Genomic DNA, 20112 nt, shown 5'->3' on the forward strand with positions numbered 1-20112 from the left:
TGAGCCCGAAGGGCGAGTTTGCGTCGCCGCCCCCGGGCACCTGAACACGTCGGGCAGCCGAAGGCCGCGAGCGTCTGCCCCACGGACGAATCCGCCTCTCTGCCCCCCATGCGCGTCCAGATGGCCCAAAATAAGGCCTGGACTCCCATGATGCCCACGCCGAGTAAGCCCCTCCCGATGACGCCCGCGACACGCCTGCTATGGCTGCTCGCGGGCCTCGTCCTGCTCGTCTGCAATGCGCACGCAGCCCCCTTCGAGCATGGCCTGCTGTGGGAAATCAGCCGTCCCGGCATCGCGCCGAGCTACCTCTTCGGCACCATGCACATCGCCGATCCCCGCGTGCTGAAGCTGCCGCCCGCAGTCTCCAAGGCCTTCTCCAACTCGCGCACCTTCGCGCTCGAGCTCTACCCGGACGAAGCCGTCGCACAACGCTTCAACGAAGCCAGCCAGCTCGAAAACGGCGCCCGCCTGTCGCGACTGCTCTCGCCATCCGCCTACGCCGCGCTCGAATCCCGGCTCGTCCAGCGCGGACTCAGCCAAGAGCGCCTCGACCGCCTCAAGCCTTGGGCGGCCCTGCTGCTTGCCACCGCCGCCGCGATCGACGGCGGCGAAAGCCTCGACATCTCGCTCTACGTCCGCGCCCGTTACGCCAACATGCGCATCGAAGAACTCGACAGCGTCGAAGAACAGATCGCCGTCTTCGACGACCTGCCCGAAGACACCCAACTCGCACTGCTCACAGTCGCCCTCGAACGCTACGACGCGCTGCACGACGAACTCGAAGACAGCATCCGCGCCTACCTCCGCCGCAATCTCGCCGAACTGACGACGCTCGCGCGCCGCAACGCTGGCACAAGCACCGAAGAACGGCGCCACTTCGCCGTCTTCGAAAAAAAGATCATCGAGGACCGCAGCGTCACAATGGCCTACCGCCTGCAGGCCCACCTGCGCCGCGGCCACACCTTCGCCGCTGTGGGCGCCCTGCACCTCTATGGCGAAAAAGGCATGCTCAAGCTACTGCAGGACGACGGCTGGCAGGTCCGCCGCCTCTACTGACCCGCCCCATGCAACGCCGCATCGCCCACCTCGACATGGACGCCTTCTACGCGTCCGTCGAACTGCTGCGCTACCCGCAACTCACCGGCCAGCCCGTCGTCGTCGGCGGCCGGCGCGGAATGCTGTCGCCGGAAGAAGGCTTCCCCCACCTGCGCGACTACGTCGGCCGCGGCGTCGCGACGACCGCGAGCTACGCCGCACGGGCGCTCGGCGTGCATTCCGGCATGGGCCTGATGAAGGCTGCCGCGCTCGCCCCCGACGCGATCCTGCTACCGGCGAACTTCGACGACTACATCCGCTACTCCCGCCTCTTCAAGGCCGCCGTCGCCGAGATCGCGCCCCACATCGAAGACCGCGGCATCGACGAGATCTACATCGATCTGACCGAAGTCGCCGGCGAAACCGTCGAGCTCGCACAACGCATCAAGGACGCGGTGCGCACCGCGACCGGGCTCTCCTGCTCGATCGGCATCACGCCGAACAAACTGCTGTCGAAGATCGCCTCCGACCTGCAGAAGCCCGACGGCCTCACCGTCATCGATGAGGCCGACATCCCCACCCGCATCTGGCCGCTGCCCGCGCGCAAGATCAACGGCATCGGCCCGCGTGCAAACGAACGCCTCGAGGCGCTCGGCATCCACACCATTGGCGAACTCGCCGCGGCCGCGCCCGACTTCCTGGTCGGCGAATTCGGTCAGCACTACGGCCGCTGGCTGCACGAGGCCGCGCATGGGCGCGACGAGCGCCCGGTCGTCACCGAACGCGAACCGAAGTCCATCAGCCGCGAAACGACTTTCGAGCGCGACCTCGATGTGCGCGCCAACCGCGATGAATTGACGGCGATCCTCGTCAAGCTGTGCGAGCGCGTCGCGGGCGACCTCACGCGCAAGGGCTACGCCGGCCGCACGATCGGGGTCAAGTTGCGCTATGCGGACTTCCGCACAGTCACCCGCGACGTGACGCTCGATGCGGCCACCGACGATGCGGCCGCGATCCTCGCCGCGGTGCGAAGCTGCCTCAAGCGCATCCGCTTCGAGCAACGCCTGCGGCTGCTGGGCGTACGCGTCGGCTCGCTGTTGCGTCCGGGAGAGCCCGGCTCGGCGGACGGCAACTCCCCCGACGTGGGCGTCAATCTCCGTCTCTTCGACTGAACCCGCCCTCCCGTTTCATTAAAAAGAATTAATTTGACGGGTATCAAACTGAAACGGATTCCTCGTTGAATGCCATGCTGCAGGGCAACATAATACGAACGCTTCGTATTTATGCTAAAGGAGTGTTCACATGCAGTCTGCCAAGCGTCTTGCCTTGCTTCTATCCCTATCCGCCGCATCGTGCGCGTTCGCCGGCGACGCCGGTCATGCCGGCCATGCCTCCCACTGGACCTACGAGGGTCATTCGGGTCCCGAACACTGGGGCGAACTCGAACCTCATTTCGCGATGTGCGCCGACGGCAAGAACCAGTCGCCGATCAATGTGGATTCGACGATCAAGGCCGAACTCGCTCCGATCGCCTTCTCCTACACGCTCGAAAGCCGCGAAATCCTCAACAACGGCCACACGGTGCAGGTCAATTTCGCGCCGGGGAGCAGCATCGACGTGGCCGGACGCCATTACGAACTGAAGCAGGTGCATTTCCACACACCGAGCGAAAACCTGATCGCCGGCCGCAGCTTTGCCGCCGAAGCGCACTTCGTGCACGCGGACAGCAACGGCAACCTGGCCGTGGTGGCGGTGATGCTCGAGGAAGGCGCGAAGAACGATGCCATCGCCTTGCTGCAGGACAAGGCACCGAGGGCCGCGGGCGAGCACACCGCATTCGGCGACGGCCCGGCGCTCAAGTCGCTGCTGCCGCAGAATCGCGACTACTTCACCTACAGCGGCTCGCTGACCACGCCGCCCTGCAGCGAAGGCGTCACCTGGCTCGTGATGAAGCAACCGCTGACGATCGCCCGCAGCCAGGTCGAAGCGCTGACCCAGGCGATGAACGGTCCGAACAACCGCCCCGTCCAGCAGCTGAACGCGCGTCTCGTCCTGAAATAAGTCCGGGATGAGCCCGGGTGGCCTCGCGGACCGCCCGGGCTATCGGCGCATCAGCGCGCCGGAGCCAGGCTGCCGGACTGCGCGTGCGCCGCGCCGTCGCTTCCAGCCGCCGCACCGAGTGCGAAGGGATTGACCGGCTTGCCGTTGATCTTCAGCTCGCCGCCGCGGAATTCCAGTGCCGTCTTGACGAAGCCCTGCTCGCGCTGCACCAGGCCCTGCGCGGCATAGCCGGCGAGCTGCAGGTCAACGCGGCGCGCGGCTTCCTCGGCCGATACGGCCTCATCCTTCTGCATGTCGGCAATCAGACCCTCGGGCAGCGAAGCGTTGCCGCTCACATCGAGTTTGCCGATCAGCACGAAGGGATTCTGCAGGTCGTCCGGCGAAAGCTGGTTCGTGCGCACGCGCAAGGCCATCGTCGCGTCGCCGTGCGGACTGCGGAAGCTGATGCGGTCGATGCTGATCTCCGGGTCGTGCGCGAGCAACTCGCGCGCGGGCTCGGCGAGCGCGGCCAGCGCGAACGCGGTCTGGCCTTGCCGCGCCTGCCGCAGCGCCTCGTCCGAATACATGCTCATCACCGCGCGCGACAGCTTGGCGACGGTGCGGGCATGCAGGTGGTTCAGGCTCAGGTCATAGTGCGCCGGTCCGTAGTCCTGCGCGCCGACCTGCACGGTCTCGGCACCAAGCTTGGCGCTGATGTCGACGAACTCGCCCTTCGCGGGGGAGCTCACGTCATACGCCACCTGCTTCAGCAGCAGCGCTTCCGGCTTCTCGCCTCCTTCGCCGGCCGCGGCCGCCGCGCGCGGCGTCATGCGGACTTCATCGATCACGATCTTCTGGCTGCCGGCGTAGAGCAAGGGCTCGTCCTCGAAGACCCGCGACTGATCGCCACTCATGCGAATGCCGGTCACGACGAGATGCGAAGCGCCATCCTCGATCTCGAGGCCGGGCGCCTCGCCCTGCATCGAGTAGCGCTGCATGTGGCGCGTGAAATCGACCGTAAACTTCAGGCCCTGCCAGCTGACATGGCGCTCGCCGCCATCCTTCGCGGGCACCGAGGTCTTGAAGGCCGGACTCGTCAGCGTCGTGCTGCCGCCTCCCGAGAATCCATACACCGTCTTGAGTTGCACCGGCGCAGCATCGCCGAACATCTTCGCCATCTGCGCCTTCGCGGCCTCGTCGAGCACGAGACCGGCTTCCGCGGTCGCCGCCCCGATCGTCCGCAGCCCGGGCAGCGGACCATGCGCGATCTCCGAGCGCACCGTGAAGCGTACCGGCTCCAGCGGAGCCTCCGTGGCCGCCGCCCCGTCCTCACCCGCGCGGGCAAGCGCGCTCAACAGCTCGCCATTGAGTTCGAAGGTCACGACTTCGGTCGAATGGAAGACGCCGCGCTCGAAGGTGCGCTCCACGACCTTGACGTAGGGCTGCTCGGTCAGCTGCTGGTATTGGGCATCGAGGGCGCTTTCGACCTGCTTGCCCAGCAGCCAGGCGCTTGCCGGATACGCGATACCGAGCGCCACGGCGACGGCGGTGGCGATCTTGGCGGGTTTGTTCATGTCGGGAGGGTTCCTGATATCGGGAGGTGCGCGGAAGTGACCATGGTATATGCAATCGGCAGGCGCGCGAAAGCCCGCCGCTTCACGCCACTTGGCTTTCCGCGCCCCGGTCCTTACATCGGCTCGCCGCGCAGTGCGCGCAGATGCCAGTCAAACACTTCCTCGAGCAGGTGGGGCGTCTGCCGTCCGGGCGAGCGCTCGAGCGCCCGCTTGTAGTAGTCGCGCAGCGCAGGGCGGAAGTCGGGATGCGCGCAGTTCTCGATCACGACGCGCGCACGCTGCTTCGGCGACAGGCCACGCAGGTCGGCGAGGCCTTGCTCGGTGACGATGACCTGCACGTCGTGCTCGGTGTGATCCACATGCGAGGCCATCGGCACAATGCACGACACGGCGCCGTTCTTTGCCTGCGAGGGCGTCATGAAGATCGACAGGTAGGCGTTGCGCGCAAAGTCGCCCGAGCCGCCGATGCCGTTCATGATCTTGCTGCCCATCACGTGCGTCGAATTGACGTTGCCGTAGATGTCGGCTTCGATCATGCCGTTCATCGCGATCACGCCGAGGCGGCGGATCACTTCGGGGTGATTGCTGATCTCCTGCGGGCGCAGGATGATGCGCTCGCGGTAACGACCGAGGTCGGCATTGAGCCGCGCGAGCGCGTCGTTGCTGAGCGAGAACGCGGTCGCCGACGCGCAGGCGAGCTTGCCCGAGCGGACCATGTCGAGCATGCCGTCCTGCAGCACCTCGGTGTAGGCCGTCATGTTCTCGAACGGACCGTCGTTGAGGCCGGCCATCACCGCGTTCGCGATATTGCCGACGCCGGACTGCAGCGGCAGCAGGTCCTTCGGCAGGCGGCCCTTGCGAACTTCGTGCTGGAAGAATTCGAGGATGTGGCCGGCGATCAGGCGCGAGTTCTCGTCGGGCGCCGAGAACGCCGAATTGCGGTCCGGGCTATGGGTCTCGACGATCGCGATGACCTTGTCGAGATCGCAGCGCAGGTATGGCTCGCCGATGCGGTCGGCCGGCGTCACGATCGGGATCGGCTTGCGGTGCGGCGGCAGCTGCGTGCCGTAATAGATGTCGTGCATCCCTTCGAGGTGGGCGCTCTGCCAGGAATTCACCTCGAGGATGATGCGGTCGGCCTGATCCAGCCAGGTCTTGTTGTTGCCGACCGATGACGAGGGTATCAGCCGCCCGTCCTCCAGGATGCCGGCGACCTCGACCACTGCGATGTCGAGCTTGCCCAGGAAGCCAGACCACACGAACTGCGCGACATGCGACAGGTGGATGTCGATGTACTCCATCTCGCCGGCGTTGATGCGCTTGCGGCAGGTCGGGTCGGACTGGTAGGGCAGCCGCATCTCGATGCCATCGACCATCGCAAGCGCGCCGTCGAGCTCGGGAGCGGTCGATGCGCCCGTCCATACGCCGATCTTGAAATGCTTGCCATTCACGTTGGCGTCCATGATGCGCTTGGCGAGCGCGGACGGCACGGCCTTCGGGTAGCCCGCGCCGGTGAAGCCGCTCATGCCGACATTGACGCCGGAGGGGATCAGAGCCGCGGCCTCCTCGGCCGACATGACCCGGTTGCGAAGCGCGGCGCAATGGATGCGGTTTTCTCTGCTCATGGAAAGCACGACCTCACGACAAAAAGACGCCCGCTGGCGCGGGCGCAATAGCACGACACCAACGTGCAGGAGACATGGATGCTGCATCCGGGAAATCGGAAACTGCGCGCCACCGGCAGGCCGATGACGCGCACTCCGATCGATCGAAGACCCCGGCGGCGACAGGAGGGAGGAGGCCGCCGGCACCCGTATCGGATGCGCTGCGCAGTCTATTCGGGGCTTTACGGAGCGACAAACGACGATTTATGATCCAACGAATTAGCCCTGCTTAATCATGAGGCCATGCGTTACCGCCTCCCCCACCTTCCGCTGCTGCGCACCTTCGAGGCCGCCGCACGCCACCTGAGCTTCAAGAAAGCCGCCGCCGAACTGTGCGTGACGCCGGCTGCCGTCAGCCAGCAGATCAAGGCGCTCGAAGTCGAGCTGGGCGTCCCCCTCTTCCACCGCATGACGCGCGCGCTGGCGCTGACCGAGCAGGGCCGAAACATGCTGCCGAAGATCCGCGAAGGCTTCGACTGCCTCGCCGCGGCAATCGAAGGTGCACGGCAGGCACCGGCAGACCGCCAGCTCACCGTCACCGCGCCCCCATCCTTCGCCGGGCACTGGCTGCTGCCGCGCCTGCCCGATTTCACGCATCGGCATCCGGAAGTGGCGCTACGCCTGTCGAGCACGCCGGATACCGTCGACCGCCGCGGCGAGGCCGCGATGCTCAAGCGCCTCGATGCCGACCTGCGCGCCGGCCGCAGCGAAGTCGCGATTCTCTATGGTCGCGGCGACTACGCCGGCTACGTCGTCGACCGGCTGTTCTCGCCCGACTACGTGCCGGTCTGCGCTCCCGCGCTGATCACCGACGGGACGCCCTTGCGGCGGCCGGCCGATCTCGCCCGCCACGTGCTGATCCACGACGAGACGCTCGACGAGGGCAGCCGCGGACAGGTCAATGCGGGCTGGACGCAGTGGCTGGCGCGAGCCGGAACCGTCGGCGTCGACCCGCAGCGCGGCCTGCGCTTCGCGAACGCGGCGCTGTCGCTGGAAGCCGCGCTGGCGGGGCACGGCGTCGCCCTCGCGCCGCGGCCGCTGGTCGAAACGCGGGTCGCCGCGGGCAGCCTCGTGATCCCCTTCGACGTATCGTTGCCCTCGCCCTTCGCCTATTATCTCGTCATGCACGAGGCGATCGCGCGGCAGGCGGCCGTCACGGCCTTCCGCTCCTGGCTCGCCGCCGAAGCCGCCGCCCCGCCCCACCCCTCCGGAGAATCCGATCGATGAAGGCCATCGTCACCGGCCACAGCCGCGGCCTCGGCGCAGCCATCGCCGACGAACTGCTCGCGCGCGACATTCCTGTCCTTGCCCTGGCGCGCAGCGCAAACCCCGTCCTCGCACAACGCTACGGCGCCCGATGCGTCCAGGTGGAAGTCGACCTCGCCGACAGCACGGCCTTCGCCGCCTGGCTCGCCACCGGACGGCTGCGCGAATTTCTCACCGACAGCGACGAGGTCCTGCTCGTCAACAACGCCGGCACGCTGCGGCCGACCGGCGCGCTCGCGGCACACGACGTCGCCGACATCGCCCGCGCGGTGTCGCTGAACGTCGCAGCCCCCCTGATGCTCGCCGCGGCGGTCGTCGCCGCCAGCCCGGCCGCCATCGAACGGCGCATCATGCACATCTCGAGCGGCGCCGCGCGCAGCGCCTACGCGGGCTGGAGCGTGTATTGCGCATCGAAAGCCGCACTCGACCAACACGCCCGCGCGGTCGCGCTCGACCGCAGCCCCGGCATACGGATCTGCAGTCTCGCGCCGGGCGTCATCGACACCGCGATGCAGGCGGAAATCCGAGCGATACCCCAAGACGACTTCCCGCTGCGTGCCCGCTTCGAGGCCCTGAAACGCGACGGCGCGCTACAGAGGCCCGAAGACTGCGCGCGCCGCGTCGTCGACTACCTGCTCGGCATCCAGTTCGGCGAGCATCCCGTCGCCGACCTGCGCGAACTGGGCACCTAGACTTCCGATCAAGACCACGGAGACTCGCCATGCTGATGACCACCACCCCGACCGTCGAAGGCCGACGAATCCGCAGCTACCACGGCGTCGTCACCGGCGAAGCGATCATCGGGGCGAACTTCCTCAAGGACATGTTCGCCGCGGTGCGCGATTTCGTCGGCGGACGCGCGGGTGCCTACGAGAAGACGCTGCGCTCCGCGCGCGAGACCGCCTTTGCCGAACTCGCGGATGCCGCGGGCAAGCTCGGCGCCAACGCGGTCGTTGCGATCGACATCGACTACGAGGTGCTGGGCGAGACCAACGGGATGCTGATGGTCGCCGTCAGCGGCACCGCTGTGACGCTGGAGTGAACGTCCATGTCGCATTTGTGGTCTTGACGCATCTGTCGTCAGCCACGACAATCGCCATCGAAGCAGCAATGACGATCGCCTTACCTGCGATCGTCGGAACACGGTGAGAGCTCTGCTCGATTCCGTGGCGGGCCCGCCGCTGTAACCGGGGACGGCTGTCGCAGGGATGACGCGAATTCGCGCATCCGGCCACTGACGGGGACCACTCTGTCGGGAAGGCGCGACGGACCGGCTGATCCGGGAGCCAGAAGACCTGCTGCCTCGAACGAAAAATGTGCCGGACCCATGGCAAGGGTTCCGCTGTCCATGCTGGAAGCATGGCGGCGGAGCCCTTTTTGTTTTTCTGCGATTGCAAACGAGGAGATTCACATGAGCAAGACCATCGCCCCCCAAGCCGTCCCCGCCGCCGCCCAGGCCGCCCAATCCGCCGCCGACACCGCCAAGCCCGCGATCATCGCCACCCGCCGCCGCTGCGAAGCCGACGGCGTGGGCCTGTCGCACTACATCCTGATGGATCGCAAGGCAAAGTGATGAGCGCCGCAGTCATCGAGAAACCCCTGGCGCCCTCCGCGGGCCGCTACGCGAACTCGGGCTGCGGCCCGAGTCTCGTGCCGCTGGACATCGGTCACGCCGACTATATGGCGGTGACCGATCCGGCGACCGCCTTCTGGGCGCTCGTGCGCAAGGATCAGCTCGCCGCGAGCCTCGGCGACGGCGAGCTGCTTCGCAGCTACCGCGAACGCGCCAACGACTTCGCACGCGAACTGCACGCGCTGCGCTTCGAGCTGAAGCCTTCGGCCGTGTACGTAAATCCGACCGAGCGCTGCAACCTCAACTGCACCTACTGCTACATCCCCGAAGGCATGCGCCGCTCGGGCCAGCATATGGCCACCGACCGCCTCGTCGATGCGCTCGCGCGCCTGAAGGACTACTTCGCGACCGTGATGCCCGCGGATCGCAAGCCGCGCATCATCTTCCACGGCGCCGAGCCGCTGATGAACCAGTCGGCGCTTTTCGAGGCGATCGACCAGTTCAAGGACGATTACGTCTTCGGCGTGCAGACCAACGCGACGCTGCTCGACGACAAGGCGATCCGCTTCCTCGCCGAGCGCAACGTCAGCATCGGCCTGTCGCTCGACGGCCCGCTCGCGCAGACGACCGACGCGACACGGCTGACCTTCAGCGGCAGCAGCGTGCACGACAAGGTGCTGCGCGCGATGGACGCGCTGCAGGGCTATGCGTCGTGGAGCGTGATCGCGACCTGTACCGAGAAGAATCTCGACCAGCTCGTGCCGCTCGTGGAGCTTTTCCACGCCCGCGGCGTGCCGACCTGCATGTTGAATGCCGTGCGCTGCACGCTGCCCGGTGCGCGCACGGTGCGACCGGACGACGACGCGCTGGCGAAGAGCTTCATCGCGGCGATCGAGCGCACGCACGAGCTCTACCGGGAAACCGGCCGCAAGATGGTGGTCGCGAACTTCGCCAACATCCTGCTCGCGATCCTCGCGCCGACCGCGCGCCGGCTGATGTGCGACATCTCGCCCTGCGGCGGCGGTCGGGCCTTCTTCGCGCTGGCGCCGGACGGCGGGCTCTTCCCGTGCAGCGAGTTCATCGGCCTGGATCACTTCCGTGGCGGCAACCTCTTCACCGACCGCATCGAGGACGTGCTGCAGACGCCGGCCTTCCGCACCGTCACCGAACGCAACGTGGACCGCTTCGCGCCGTGCGACACCTGCACGATCCGCCATTTCTGCGGTTCGCCCTGTCCGGCCGAGGCGCACGAGATGAACGGCGGCATGGACAAGGTCGGCGCCTTCTGCGGCTTCTATGAGGAACAGACGCGCTACGCCTTCCGCCTCATCGCGGACGGCAAGGCGAACGACTTCCTGTGGGACGGCTGGGACGACGGCGTCGAGACGGTGTTCGATCTGGCGCTGTAGCCGGGCGCAATCAGCCGAAGACCGCCTGCAGCTCCTTGGTGCAGGCGGTCACTTCGTCCTGCATCGAAGCGTAGGGCTCGCCGAGTTCGGCCTTCTTGACGTCAGCGGCGTCGAAGTCCTTGTTGAGCCATTCGAAATGGCCGCCGGCCATCAGGTTGCCGACGAAGACGACATCGGCCAGCGTGCGGGGCGCTTCCGGAATCGGCCGCGGATGGTCGTGGTCGCGGGACGCGGCCGCGATCTCCTCCGGCAGACCGAGCGCATGCAGCAGCGACTCGCCGATGCTCTCGTGCCACTTCCAGATCAGGTAGCGCGCGGTTTCCGGACGCGCGCGCAACTCGTCGTACTGCGAGGCGCGATAGAGCATATAGCTCGCGCCGAGGTCGTGGACGAGCCCCGCCAGCATCGCCTCATCTTCCTTGAAGCGCTTGAAATGACGCGCGATGACGGTGCAGGCCGCAGCGCTGCCGATCGAATGCTGCCATAGCCGTTGGCTGAGGTCGCCGAAGTCGGCGACCTCCTTGGCGAGCAGCAACTGCTTCATCGCGACGCCAAACGCGGTGGAGCGCACGACCCTCATGCCGAGCCGCTGAATCGCGCCCTTCACGTCGCGCACCGGAGGACCACCGCGGTCATAGAGGGCGGAGTTGGCGACGCTGATCAACTTGCTCGAAATGAGCGGTTCGACGCTGACGGCGGCGGAAATCTGCTGGACCGAGGCGTCGCTGTCGCGCAACAGGTCGCGCAGGCGCAGCGTGATGTCGAAGTGGGTCGGGAAGATCAGGTCCCCGGACAGTTCCTTCGCAATGTCCTCCAGCATCTGGAAACGCTGGGTGTTCAGTGCCTGTCCGGTCTTGTCGTCACTCAGTGCGGCATTCATGTCGGTATCTGCGAGGCATCGGGTAAAGCGTCCGGCATTCTATGCCGGTTTGGCGTTTCGCGTTCGAAGGGATCGCAACCGGTCAGCAATACCGCTCGATCGCCTGCAACGAAAGTGTGTAGGTGTGGCGAAGCTGGTCTTCATCATAACGGTGACGGGCGCCGACCGGACAGGCGACACGCGCCAGACAGGTCTCCCGGCATGCCGAGGACGGCTGGCGGCGATAGGCGACGCACTTGTCGAGCGAGAATCCGTCGGGTGACACGGCGCCGGCCGGGCAGGCCGAGACGCAGGCGCGGTCGGAGCAGCTTGCACAGGGCGATGGGGCCGTCAGCGCGGGCGACGGGGCGAGGTCGGTATCGGCGAGCATCACGACGCGGTAGGCGAACCAGGTGCCCCAGTCCTGCTGGATGCCGATCATGAAGGGCGACGGGTGGTGCCAGCCGGCGAGCCGGCCCAGCGCCAGCAGGTCGATCACAGTGTCGCCGGGATAGATCAGGCGCTTGTCGCGGCCAGGGCAGGCCTCGGCGAACCATCGCTCGACGGCGGCGACGCTGTAGTCGTCGACCGGATCGAGGGAGTCGCCGCGGGTCGCCCTGACGTGCTCCCACATCCTGCGGCCGGCGTGGCCGACAAGGATCAGTTGGGGGTAGCGCGCCTCGGGGTCGAAGCGGCTGCGTAGCTTGTCGCGGATGTCGGCGGGGAGCTCAGCCACGTCGAAGACCGCCTGCAGAGTGAGTCCGGCATCGTCCAGGACGCGGAAATCGGTCCGCGTCATGCCGCCGCTTCCAGGCGTGCGAGCGCCGCGGCGACGTCGGAGCGTCCGCCCGGTCGTACGACGCGTTCGATCTCTCGGCCTTGCCGCAGGAAGATCAGCGTCGGCCAAAGCTTGACGCGGAACGAGCGGCCAAGCGCCCGCCCCGGACCGTCCTCGACGCGGATGTGGCGCACCTCCGGATGATCCGCGAGCGCGTCCTCGATCGCCGGCCGCGCACCGCGGCAGATGCCGCACCAGTCGGTGCCAAAGTCGATCACCGCCAGCCCGTCGAGCGCATCGATCTCGGCGCGCGAGGGCTGGGTTCCCGCATATCCGCGCGGGCTCTTCGATTCAATCACTTTCCTGCCTCGTTTCCTTGGGTTCGCCCCCGAATCTGCCATCGGTCAGTGTGCGGACGCAATGACTTTGCGGCTTCCGTGCGGACGACATCACGTGCATCCGGTGCGACAAGGCGTATTGTGTGCACTTGTGACGACATGCGTTCCGCCTGACGTGACATCGGCCTATTCACGGGATGACCGGATCGGCCGGCCCCGGGTTCCCCGTCCGCCAACCGAAACGCAGCGCCTTTCCGCACGAGGAGACGGCCATGAAGATCGGTGTGCCCAAGGAAATCAAGGTTCATGAATACCGCGTCGGCCTGACGCCCTCGTCGGTGCGCGAGGTCGTGGCGCACGGACACGCGGTGGTCGTTCAGAGCGGCGCCGGTACCGGGATCGGGGTGAGCGACGCGGATTACCGCGCGGTCGGCGCGACCGTCGTCGACACCGCGGCGGAGATCTTCGCGAGCGCCGACATGATCGTGAAGGTCAAGGAGCCGCAGGCCGCCGAGCGCGCGATGCTGCGCGACGGGCAGATCCTCTTCACCTATCTCCATCTCGCGCCGGATCCGGCGCAGTGCGCGGACCTCGTCGCGAGCGGCGCGGTGTGCATCGCCTACGAGACCGTGACGCAGCCGGGCGGCGGCCTGCCTTTGCTCGCGCCGATGTCCGAGGTCGCCGGACGCATGGCGGTGCAGGCCGGCGCGCATTGCCTGGAGAAGGAACAGGGCGGGCTGGGCATCCTGCTTGGCGGCGTGGCGGGCGTCGAACCGGCGCGGATCGTGATCCTCGGCGCCGGCGTGGTCGGCTCGAACGCGGCGCAGATCGCGGTGGGCACGGGCGCCCAGGTCGTCGTCATCGACCGCAAGCTCGACGCGCTGCGACGCCTCGACGCCCAGCTCGGGGCCCGCGTGATGACCGTCTTCTCGAACCGCGACAACATCGAGCGCCACGTGCTCGGGGCGGATCTCGTGATCGGCGGCATCCTGATCCCGGGGGCAGCGGCGCCGAAGCTCGTGACCGCTGCGATGGTGAAGGCGATGAAGCCCGGAGCGGTGATCGTCGACGTCGCGATCGACCAGGGCGGCTGCTGCGAGACGGCGCGACCAACGACGCATGCGGAGCCGACCTACTTGGTCGGGCACGTGCTGCACTACTGCGTCGCGAACATGCCGGGAGCCGTCCCCAGGACATCGACGCACGCGCTGAACAACGCGACCCTGCCCTTCGTGTTGCAGCTCGCGAACAAGGGCTGGAAGGAGGCACTCGCCGCCAACCCGCATCTCGCGAACGGCCTCAATGTCGCGTTCGGAAAAGTCACTTGCAAGGAAGTGGCCGAGACACTGGGCTACGAGCACCACGACCCCGCGACCCTGCTCGAATGACGATGATTGTTGCGGGGCGTTACCGCGCTGCAACTCGAAAGCGCGGGCGACTATGATTAATCATAAGAAAATGTCGATGCTGTGCCCCGGCAGGAGCAGGAGGCCGAGCAAAATCCATGACGAACGAACACGCTCACCAGTCGCTTGAGAAGGCTGAGGAAGAGTCCAGCCTTCATCGCTTGATGCTCGAAATCCTCGATGCGGCGGGCATCCATCTGAATGGCAACAGGCCGTGGGACCTGCGCCTGCTCGACGACCGGGTGCCGGAACGCGTTTTCACGCTCGGCAGCCTCGGACTCGGCGAAGCCTATCTCGACGGCCACTGGGAGGCCGAGCGGCTCGACCAGTTCTTCGAGCGCCTGCTGCGCGCGCATATCGACCAGCGCGTAAGACCGCTGCGGCTGGCCTTCCATGCCTTGCGCACGCGCCTGTTGAACCGGCAGAGCCTGCGGCGGGCGTGGAAGGTCGGAGAAGCGCATTACGATCTCGGCAACGATTTCTACGAAGCCATGCTCGACCCGCGCATGACCTATACCTGCGGTTATTGGTCGGGCGGCGCACAGACCCTCGCCGAAGCGCAAGAAGCGAAACTCGACATGATCTGCCGCAAGATCGGCCTGGAGCGCGGCATGCGCGTGCTCGACATCGGCTGCGGCTGGGGCAGTTTCATGGGCTTCGCCGCCGAGCGCTATGGCGTGAGCTGCGTCGGCGTGACGATCTCGCGCGAGCAGGTCGAGTGGGCGCAGCAGCGCTACGCCGGGCTGCCGCTGGAGTTCCGCCTGCAGGACTATCGCACCGTCGACGAGCGCTTCGACCGCGTGGTCAGCGTCGGCATGTTCGAGCACGTCGGCCGCAAGAACCACCGCGTTTTCATGGAGGTGGCACACCGCTGCCTCGCGAATGGCGGCCTATTACTGCTGCACACGATCGGCAAGAACCGCCGCGACATGACTCCTGACCCGTGGGTCGACAAGTACATCTTCCCGAACGGCGACCTGCCCTCGGTCGGCCAGATCGGCGACGCCGCCGATGGGCTCTTCGTCATCGAGGATCTGCACAATTTCGGCGTCGATTACGACAAGACGCTGATGGCCTGGCACGCGAACTTCGAGGCCGCGTGGCCGCGCTTCCGCGAACGGCTGGGCGAACGCTTCCACCGCATGTGGCGCTACTACCTGCTGTCCTGCGCAGGCGCATTCAGGGCGCGCGACATCCAGCTGTGGCAATGGGTGATGTCGCGCGAAGGGCTGCCCGGGGGGTATCGTCGGCCGCTCTGATTCCAGACGCGCCGGCTGAAATGCGAAAAAGGCCAGATCCCGGTACCGCTCGGGCTTCTGGCCTTTTTCAGAATTCTGGTGCCTTGGGCGAGACTCGAACTCGCACGTCTTTCGACACTACCCCCTCAAGATAGCGTGTCTACCAATTTCACCACCAAGGCTTCGTCGCATTCGCGCCCTTGAGCGCAGCAGGCGAAGGGCGCGAATACTAGCTGGCAGACCGCAGCCCGTCAAGCGGGGGACGTCAAGCCGGGCACGGAGTCGACGCCGGCCGCGGGTGCGGGCTGCATCGACGGACGGCCGGGGCGCGAGGCGCGGCTGAGCCACAGTGCCGCGCAGTGCGGCAGCGCCATGACGACGAGCGCCGTAGCCCAGCACAGCGGCTCGGGTCCGCCGAAGCCGTTCTGGATCAGCGTGGCGACGGCGGCGGCGAGCAGCGCGACGGCCCATTTGGTTTCGGGCGGCAGCGGCTGGCGGCCGGTGCGCGTGCCAGCCTTCGCGGTAACAATGAAGCGCGCGTGACGGCCGAGGAGGCCCGCCCAGACGCCGGAGGCGACGGCGTAGTTGAGCGCCATCGCGGCGATGGCCGCTTCGAAGGATTCGCGCCAGGTGCAGCGCACGCGGGTGGCGTAGACGGCCGCGCCGATGGCGGCGCGCGCGAGGACGATGGCGAGCATCAGCGCCAGCGTGCCGGGGATCGGCGGCTCGACGTAGCGCGGCGCGATGAGCATGCCGGCCGTCCAGGCGACGCACATCAGCACCACGCCGACCTGCAGCGCTTCCTGCAGCCAGGGCAGCCAGCCGGCGATGAAGTGGTAGCGCTGGCCCCAGCTGAGCGGGCTGCGGCCGAACAAGGCGCCGACGTGGCCCTTGAGGATCTGCATCGCGCCGAGCGCCCAGCGGCGGCGCTGGCTGCGCAGCGCGGCGAAGTTCTCCGGCGTCAGGCCGCGGCCGTAGACGCGGTCGACGTAGCGCAGCTCGCAGCCGCGCGTCATCAGGCGCAGGCCGAGCTCGGCGTCCTCGCAGATCGTCCATTGCGCCCATCCGCCCGCTTCGCGCAAGGCGGCGGCACGCACGAGGCACATCGTGCCGTGCTGGATGATGGCGTTGCGCTCGTTGCGGTGGTGCATGCCGGCGCGGAAGAAGCCTTCGAATTCCCAATTGGCGCTGCGCGCGAGGAGATCGGCTTCGAAATCGCGGTGCGCCTGTGGCGCCTGCACGACGGCGACCTGCGGCGCCGTGAAGTGGCCCATCAGGTCACGCAGCCAATCGGGCTCGACCCGGTAGTCGGCGTCGATGACGCCGAGCACCTCGGCACGCGGGTCCGTCTGCGACAGCGCGAAATTGAGCGCGCCGGCCTTGAAGCCTTCGCACACGGGCAGGCTCCAGAAGCGGAAACGCTCCGGACGTTCGGCAATCCAGGCCGCGACGGGGCGCCACAGGCGGTCGTCGCGGGTGTTGTTGTCGACGACGAGCACTTCGAGCGCTGGCCAGTCGAGGCGTTCGAGGCTCTCCAGCGTCGCGATGACCATCTCGGGCGGCTCGTTGCAGATCGCGACGTGCAGGCTCACGAGCGGCAGGGGCTTCTCCGCGGGCCATGGGCTCGCGCCAAAGGCGCGCCGCCAGCGATGAGTGCCGAGCACGTCGAGCGCCTCGACGAGCTGCACCGTGAAGACCAGCAGCGACACGCCGAGCAGACCGTTCAGCACCAGCTCGATGAAGGGGGACTGGATCGGCGCATAGCTGCCGGCATCGGCGAGGCTGCGCCAGACGACGAAGCTCGCGCCGGCTGCCAGCGCAAGGACCGCGAGCAGGCGCGCCCACCAGCGCCAATGCGCGAAGACCCAGTTCCACAGCGTGCCGAGGAGCAGCGCGACGACGAGCGCCGGCACGACGCGGTCCTGCCAGCCCTGGTCGACCCACAGCGTGCCTTCCAGCGGGATCTTCCAATCGCGGAAGGCGTCGAAGAGGCCCCAGTACGGGCCCGGCCGCCCTTCCTCGTCCCGCTTCCACTGGCCGTCGAAGGCTTCGATGACGTAGTAGTCGATGCCGAGCGCGCGTGCCCGCGGGATGAATTCGCGCAGGTAGCGGGCCTGCGCCTGCGGCGTCGGACGGGCTTCGCTCTGGACGTTCCCGCGGCTCGGCCAGCCGGTTTCGGTGATCACGATCGGCTTGTTCGGGTAGGCCGCCTGCACGCGCTGCAGTTGCGCCAACGTATAGGCGACGGCCTCTTCGATCGCCACGCCTTCCCAGTAAGGCAGGACGTGGATGGCGATGAAATCGACGTGGGCGGCGAGCTTCGGATGCTCCAGCCAGATGCCCCAGGGGTCGGCTGTCGACACCGGCTGGCGGGTCTGGCGGCGCACGCGGTCGAGGTAGGCGATCATCTGCGCCTCGGTCAGCTCCTCGCGCAGCATCACCTCGTTGCCGACGATCAGGCGCGAGACGTTGGCGTTCTCGCGCGCCTGCCTGATCAGCGCCTTCACTTCGCGTTCGTTGGCTGCCTTGTCCTTGCCGAGCCAGGCGCCGGCCATCACGTCCAGCCCGTAGCGCGCGGCGAGTGCGGGCACGTCCGGGCCTTCCGTCGCAGTGTAGGTGCGGATGCGGTGGGTGTGCGGCGCGAGGAGCGCCATGTCCTGCGCGATTTCGTCCGGGCTCGGGTAGCGGTGCTGCGCGGGCCCCTGGCCGGGGCGGTAGCCGCTGTAGGTGAGGCCGGAGAGCTGTCCGTCCCACTCTGGCGGGGTGAAGGGACGCTCGAGCACGTGCCAGGCGCCCCACACCGCGGCGCACGCGACAAGAGCCAGGACGAAGGCCGACAGCAGCCGTTCGAATGCGATGAAGCCGGTCCCAGTGCGCAAGACGTCCTCGCTGCAAATTGACGATCGGACAATATGCGACGCGAAGATGACAGCGGTAAGACGCTTCGATGACATCGCGCGCGGACGCCGCCGGAGCGCCCGGGGAATCCTGCGATGCGCTCAGCGCCGGTCGAGCCAGTCGCGGATGCGGCCTGCGACCCACGGCCCGTCGTCGAGCGGCAGGTCGTGGCCGGCGGTCGGATGCCGGACCAATGGAAGGTCCCAGCGCTCGGCCAGGTCGGCCGAACAGCTCGGCGAGACGAGTGCGTCGGCCGCCCCGGACAGGAGCAGTGTCGGCACCGTGGGCCGGCGATCCGGCGGCCGAAAGCGGGCCGCGGCCACGAGCTGGCGCAGGGCGTTCATCCGGGAGACGTGATGACACCGGCGCAGGGCGACCCAGTCGTCGAGTACCGCGACGGGAGCGCTGCGGCTCGTCAGTCGCAGGATGCCCGCCTCGACCTGGCGGGCATCGCCACTCGACAGCACCGCGAGGAGCGTCGGATAACTCGACGGCCGGAGCCGGCGGTAGAACGGACTGACACCGCGCACGCTGGTGTTGATCAGCACGCACCCGGCGACCTCCGCCGGATGGGCCTCGGCCCATGCCAGCGCGACCATTGCACCGAGCGACATCGCCACCATCAGATATGGCGACGTCACACCGAGTTCCCGTAACTCTTTGCGACAGGGTTCGACCATGTCCGGCACGCGCGAAGGGCTGCGCTCGCGGTGTCGCCCGCCATTGCCGGGCAAGTCGAGGGTGACGATGCGGGCCGACGGCAGCTGCGCCGCGAGCTGCTGCGGAAAGGCGCCCCAGTGGCCGCCTTCGCGCGTCAGGCCGCGCAGCAGCACGCAGGTGTTCATGAGGCGCCGTACCAGCGTTGCATCGCGAGCTGGCGATGGCGTTCGCGCTCGGCACCCACCGGCCGCCAGCCCTGATGGCCGCAGGCGGCGCGCCCGACGAAATCGAGCCACGTGACGTGGCGGCGCAGCACGCGCGCCTGGCGGTGGGCGATCAGCGGATTGAAAAGCCCCTGCGGCGACAGCATCTGGCGCGGATTCTTCTTCACCCACAGCCACGAGCCCATCTCCAGGGTCAGCGGCAGGTGGGTGCACTCCGGATCGCTGCAGGCGCGCTGGTAGAGGTGGTCCCACAGATCGCCGTGCGTGAGGTACTGGCGGCTCTGCGGCTCGAAGACGTAGCGGTGGTGCAGCTGCGTCTGGTCGAGGATTTCGGACAGCGCGTGCATCTCGGGCAGATGCGCGATCGGCGCGCGCGTGAAGGCGTACGGGAACCAGATGCGGTCGTTCAGGCCGAAGCCGGAATGGCAATCGACGGTGATGCTGAATTGATGGCTGAGGAGTTCGCCCTCGACGACACGGCACAGCGCCTCGCTCTCGGCCTGCATCGGTGCGTTGGGCTTGCCCCGATACCAGGGCAGGTGCGAACTCAGGCGCTGCCCGCCGACGAGGAAGGGGACGTGCTCGACGGCCTCGACCGGCGCATTGCGCATCAGGTCCACGCCCTGCGGGTTGGAGCGCGTGCCGCGCCACAGCCCGCCGGGGTTGACGACCGGCATGAAGACCATGCGCATCAGCTCGAGCTGGCGCTGCAGCGCCGCGTCCCAGCGCAGCCGCATCAGCACGCTCCGCAGGTAGGCGAGCACGACCGCGGCGCCGATGCGCTCCAGCCCGTGCACACCGCCGAAATAGCCGACCGCGGGCGCCGTCGGCGAGGGGTTGCCGATCGCCATCGCGTAGACCGGCAGGCGGCGGGCGCCGACTTCGACCTGGCACAGCACGCGCGTTTCCACCCCGCTGCCAAGGCGATCGACCAGGCGTTCGAGTTCGACGAGTTCGGTCGGTTCTGCGGACTGTGCCATGCGAGCCTCCCTTCGACGGACAGCGGAAAATCAACCGTATCACGTAGGAACGGCGCCGCCGGCGTGAGTTCCGCCATATCGGGGCGCAAAAAGTCGGCACGGGAGTCGCCGCGGTCTATATAGATAATCATGGAGCGTGGCGACGCACTTTCTGAGGTCGATGTACCGGC

General features: G+C 67.5%; 18 protein-coding genes, 1 tRNA gene and 1 riboswitch. Of the genes, 10 read left to right on the plus strand and 9 right to left on the minus strand.

What is annotated here, in order from left to right:
• The first annotated feature begins 150 nt into the window (after positions 1–150).
• From AZKH_RS20675 to AZKH_RS20685, 3 genes are all read left to right on the plus strand, one after another.
• Positions 151–1056, plus strand: coding sequence for a TraB/GumN family protein (locus AZKH_RS20675; protein ID WP_231874435.1), 906 nt, complete (start codon positions 151–153; stop codon positions 1054–1056).
• An 8-nt stretch (positions 1057–1064) separates the two neighbouring features.
• A complete protein-coding gene (gene dinB / locus AZKH_RS20680; protein WP_015437749.1) occupies positions 1065–2207 on the plus strand; it encodes a DNA polymerase IV in 1143 nt (380 codons plus the stop codon).
• Positions 2208–2337: 130 nt separating this feature from the next.
• Positions 2338–3096: a carbonic anhydrase gene (locus AZKH_RS20685; protein ID WP_015437750.1), complete on the plus strand. Its 759-nt coding sequence runs from the start codon at positions 2338–2340 to the stop codon at positions 3094–3096.
• A gap of 50 nt (positions 3097–3146) precedes the next feature.
• Here the strand turns inward: AZKH_RS20685 and AZKH_RS20690 are convergent, their stop codons facing one another.
• Together AZKH_RS20690 and AZKH_RS20695 are read right to left on the minus strand one after the other, a co-directional pair.
• Positions 3147–4649, minus strand: coding sequence for a YdgA family protein (locus AZKH_RS20690; protein WP_015437751.1), 1503 nt, complete (start codon positions 4647–4649; stop codon positions 3147–3149).
• 113 nt (positions 4650–4762) lie between these two features.
• Positions 4763–6274: an acetyl-CoA hydrolase/transferase family protein gene (locus AZKH_RS20695; protein WP_015437752.1), complete on the minus strand. Its 1512-nt coding sequence runs from the start codon at positions 6272–6274 to the stop codon at positions 4763–4765.
• Between the two features lie 282 nt (positions 6275–6556).
• Between AZKH_RS20695 and gcvA the strand changes: the two genes are divergently transcribed.
• The 5 genes from gcvA to cbpB all read left to right on the plus strand — a co-directional run bounded on the left by gcvA (position 6557) and on the right by cbpB (position 10561).
• Positions 6557–7540, plus strand: coding sequence for a transcriptional regulator GcvA (gene gcvA, locus AZKH_RS20700; RefSeq protein WP_015437753.1), 984 nt, complete (start codon positions 6557–6559; stop codon positions 7538–7540).
• Positions 7537–8271, plus strand: a complete 735-nt coding sequence (locus AZKH_RS20705; protein WP_015437754.1) for an SDR family oxidoreductase — start codon at positions 7537–7539, stop codon at positions 8269–8271. Before gcvA ends, AZKH_RS20705 begins: the two co-directional genes overlap by 4 nt.
• Before the next feature lie 29 nt (positions 8272–8300).
• On the plus strand, positions 8301–8621 hold the full coding sequence (locus tag AZKH_RS20710; protein ID WP_015437755.1) for a heavy metal-binding domain-containing protein: 321 nt from the start codon (positions 8301–8303) through the stop codon (positions 8619–8621).
• Positions 8622–8667: 46 nt separating this feature from the next.
• Positions 8668–8897, plus strand: a riboswitch (cobalamin riboswitch).
• Between the two features lie 93 nt (positions 8898–8990).
• Complete coding sequence (gene cbpA, locus AZKH_RS26600) at positions 8991–9152, plus strand: modified peptide precursor CbpA (RefSeq protein WP_070099077.1); 162 nt, start codon at positions 8991–8993, stop codon at positions 9150–9152.
• Positions 9152–10561 carry a peptide-modifying radical SAM enzyme CbpB gene (gene cbpB, locus AZKH_RS20715; RefSeq protein WP_015437756.1) on the plus strand — a complete coding sequence of 470 codons (1410 nt, stop codon included), beginning with the start codon at positions 9152–9154 and terminating at the stop codon, positions 10559–10561. Before cbpA ends, cbpB begins: the two co-directional genes overlap by 1 nt.
• 10 nt (positions 10562–10571) lie before the next feature.
• On the opposite strand, the gene AZKH_RS20720 is transcribed toward cbpB, so the two are convergent.
• The 3 genes from AZKH_RS20720 to AZKH_RS20730 form a co-directional block, all read right to left on the minus strand.
• On the minus strand, positions 10572–11441 hold the full coding sequence (locus AZKH_RS20720; protein WP_015437757.1) for an HDOD domain-containing protein: 870 nt from the start codon (positions 11439–11441) through the stop codon (positions 10572–10574).
• An 82-nt stretch (positions 11442–11523) separates the two neighbouring features.
• Positions 11524–12219 (minus strand): hypothetical protein, encoded by a 696-nt coding sequence (locus AZKH_RS20725; protein WP_015437758.1) that lies wholly within the window; start codon positions 12217–12219, stop codon positions 11524–11526.
• A complete protein-coding gene (locus AZKH_RS20730; protein ID WP_015437759.1) occupies positions 12216–12557 on the minus strand; it encodes a thioredoxin family protein in 342 nt (113 codons plus the stop codon). Before AZKH_RS20730 ends, AZKH_RS20725 begins: the two co-directional genes overlap by 4 nt.
• Positions 12558–12808: 251 nt before the next feature.
• Here AZKH_RS20730 and ald point away from each other — a divergent pair, with 251 nt between their 5' ends.
• Together ald and cfa are read left to right on the plus strand one after the other, a co-directional pair.
• Positions 12809–13924: an alanine dehydrogenase gene (gene ald / locus AZKH_RS20735; protein WP_015437760.1), complete on the plus strand. Its 1116-nt coding sequence runs from the start codon at positions 12809–12811 to the stop codon at positions 13922–13924.
• A gap of 116 nt (positions 13925–14040) precedes the next feature.
• Positions 14041–15201, plus strand: coding sequence for a cyclopropane fatty acyl phospholipid synthase (gene cfa / locus AZKH_RS20740; RefSeq protein ID WP_015437761.1), 1161 nt, complete (start codon positions 14041–14043; stop codon positions 15199–15201).
• A 76-nt stretch (positions 15202–15277) separates the two neighbouring features.
• On the opposite strand, the gene AZKH_RS20745 is transcribed toward cfa, so the two are convergent.
• From AZKH_RS20745 to AZKH_RS20760, 4 genes are all read right to left on the minus strand, one after another.
• Positions 15278–15362 (minus strand) — tRNA-Leu (locus tag AZKH_RS20745).
• Between the two features lie 69 nt (positions 15363–15431).
• A complete protein-coding gene (locus AZKH_RS20750; RefSeq protein WP_015437762.1) occupies positions 15432–18059 on the minus strand; it encodes a glycosyltransferase in 2628 nt (875 codons plus the stop codon).
• A 120-nt stretch (positions 18060–18179) separates the two neighbouring features.
• Entirely contained in the window at positions 18180–18923 is a 744-nt protein-coding gene (locus tag AZKH_RS20755) for an alpha/beta fold hydrolase (protein ID WP_015437763.1), read from the minus strand.
• Positions 18920–19942 (minus strand): M14 family zinc carboxypeptidase, encoded by a 1023-nt coding sequence (locus AZKH_RS20760; protein WP_015437764.1) that lies wholly within the window; start codon positions 19940–19942, stop codon positions 18920–18922. Before AZKH_RS20760 ends, AZKH_RS20755 begins: the two co-directional genes overlap by 4 nt.
• Positions 19943–20112: the final 170 nt, after the last annotated feature.

The sequence above is a fragment of the Azoarcus sp. KH32C genome (assembly GCF_000349945.1).
Classification (GTDB): domain Bacteria; phylum Pseudomonadota; class Gammaproteobacteria; order Burkholderiales; family Rhodocyclaceae; genus Aromatoleum.

Coding starts and splice junctions, on each gene's coding strand:
- AZKH_RS20675 (WP_231874435.1), top strand. CDS start 151: ATGCCCACGCCGAGTAAGCCCCTCCCGATGACGCCCGCGACACGCCTG.
- dinB (WP_015437749.1), top strand. CDS start 1,065: ATGCAACGCCGCATCGCCCACCTCGACATGGACGCCTTCTACGCGTCC.
- AZKH_RS20685 (WP_015437750.1), top strand. CDS start 2,338: ATGCAGTCTGCCAAGCGTCTTGCCTTGCTTCTATCCCTATCCGCCGCA.
- AZKH_RS20690 (WP_015437751.1), bottom strand. CDS start 4,649: ATGAACAAACCCGCCAAGATCGCCACCGCCGTCGCCGTGGCGCTCGGT.
- AZKH_RS20695 (WP_015437752.1), bottom strand. CDS start 6,274: ATGAGCAGAGAAAACCGCATCCATTGCGCCGCGCTTCGCAACCGGGTC.
- gcvA (WP_015437753.1), top strand. CDS start 6,557: ATGCGTTACCGCCTCCCCCACCTTCCGCTGCTGCGCACCTTCGAGGCC.
- AZKH_RS20705 (WP_015437754.1), top strand. CDS start 7,537: ATGAAGGCCATCGTCACCGGCCACAGCCGCGGCCTCGGCGCAGCCATC.
- AZKH_RS20710 (WP_015437755.1), top strand. CDS start 8,301: ATGCTGATGACCACCACCCCGACCGTCGAAGGCCGACGAATCCGCAGC.
- cbpA (WP_070099077.1), top strand. CDS start 8,991: ATGAGCAAGACCATCGCCCCCCAAGCCGTCCCCGCCGCCGCCCAGGCC.
- cbpB (WP_015437756.1), top strand. CDS start 9,152: ATGAGCGCCGCAGTCATCGAGAAACCCCTGGCGCCCTCCGCGGGCCGC.
- AZKH_RS20720 (WP_015437757.1), bottom strand. CDS start 11,441: ATGAATGCCGCACTGAGTGACGACAAGACCGGACAGGCACTGAACACC.
- AZKH_RS20725 (WP_015437758.1), bottom strand. CDS start 12,219: ATGACGCGGACCGATTTCCGCGTCCTGGACGATGCCGGACTCACTCTG.
- ald (WP_015437760.1), top strand. CDS start 12,809: ATGAAGATCGGTGTGCCCAAGGAAATCAAGGTTCATGAATACCGCGTC.
- cfa (WP_015437761.1), top strand. CDS start 14,041: ATGACGAACGAACACGCTCACCAGTCGCTTGAGAAGGCTGAGGAAGAG.
- AZKH_RS20755 (WP_015437763.1), bottom strand. CDS start 18,923: ATGAACACCTGCGTGCTGCTGCGCGGCCTGACGCGCGAAGGCGGCCAC.
- AZKH_RS20760 (WP_015437764.1), bottom strand. CDS start 19,942: ATGGCACAGTCCGCAGAACCGACCGAACTCGTCGAACTCGAACGCCTG.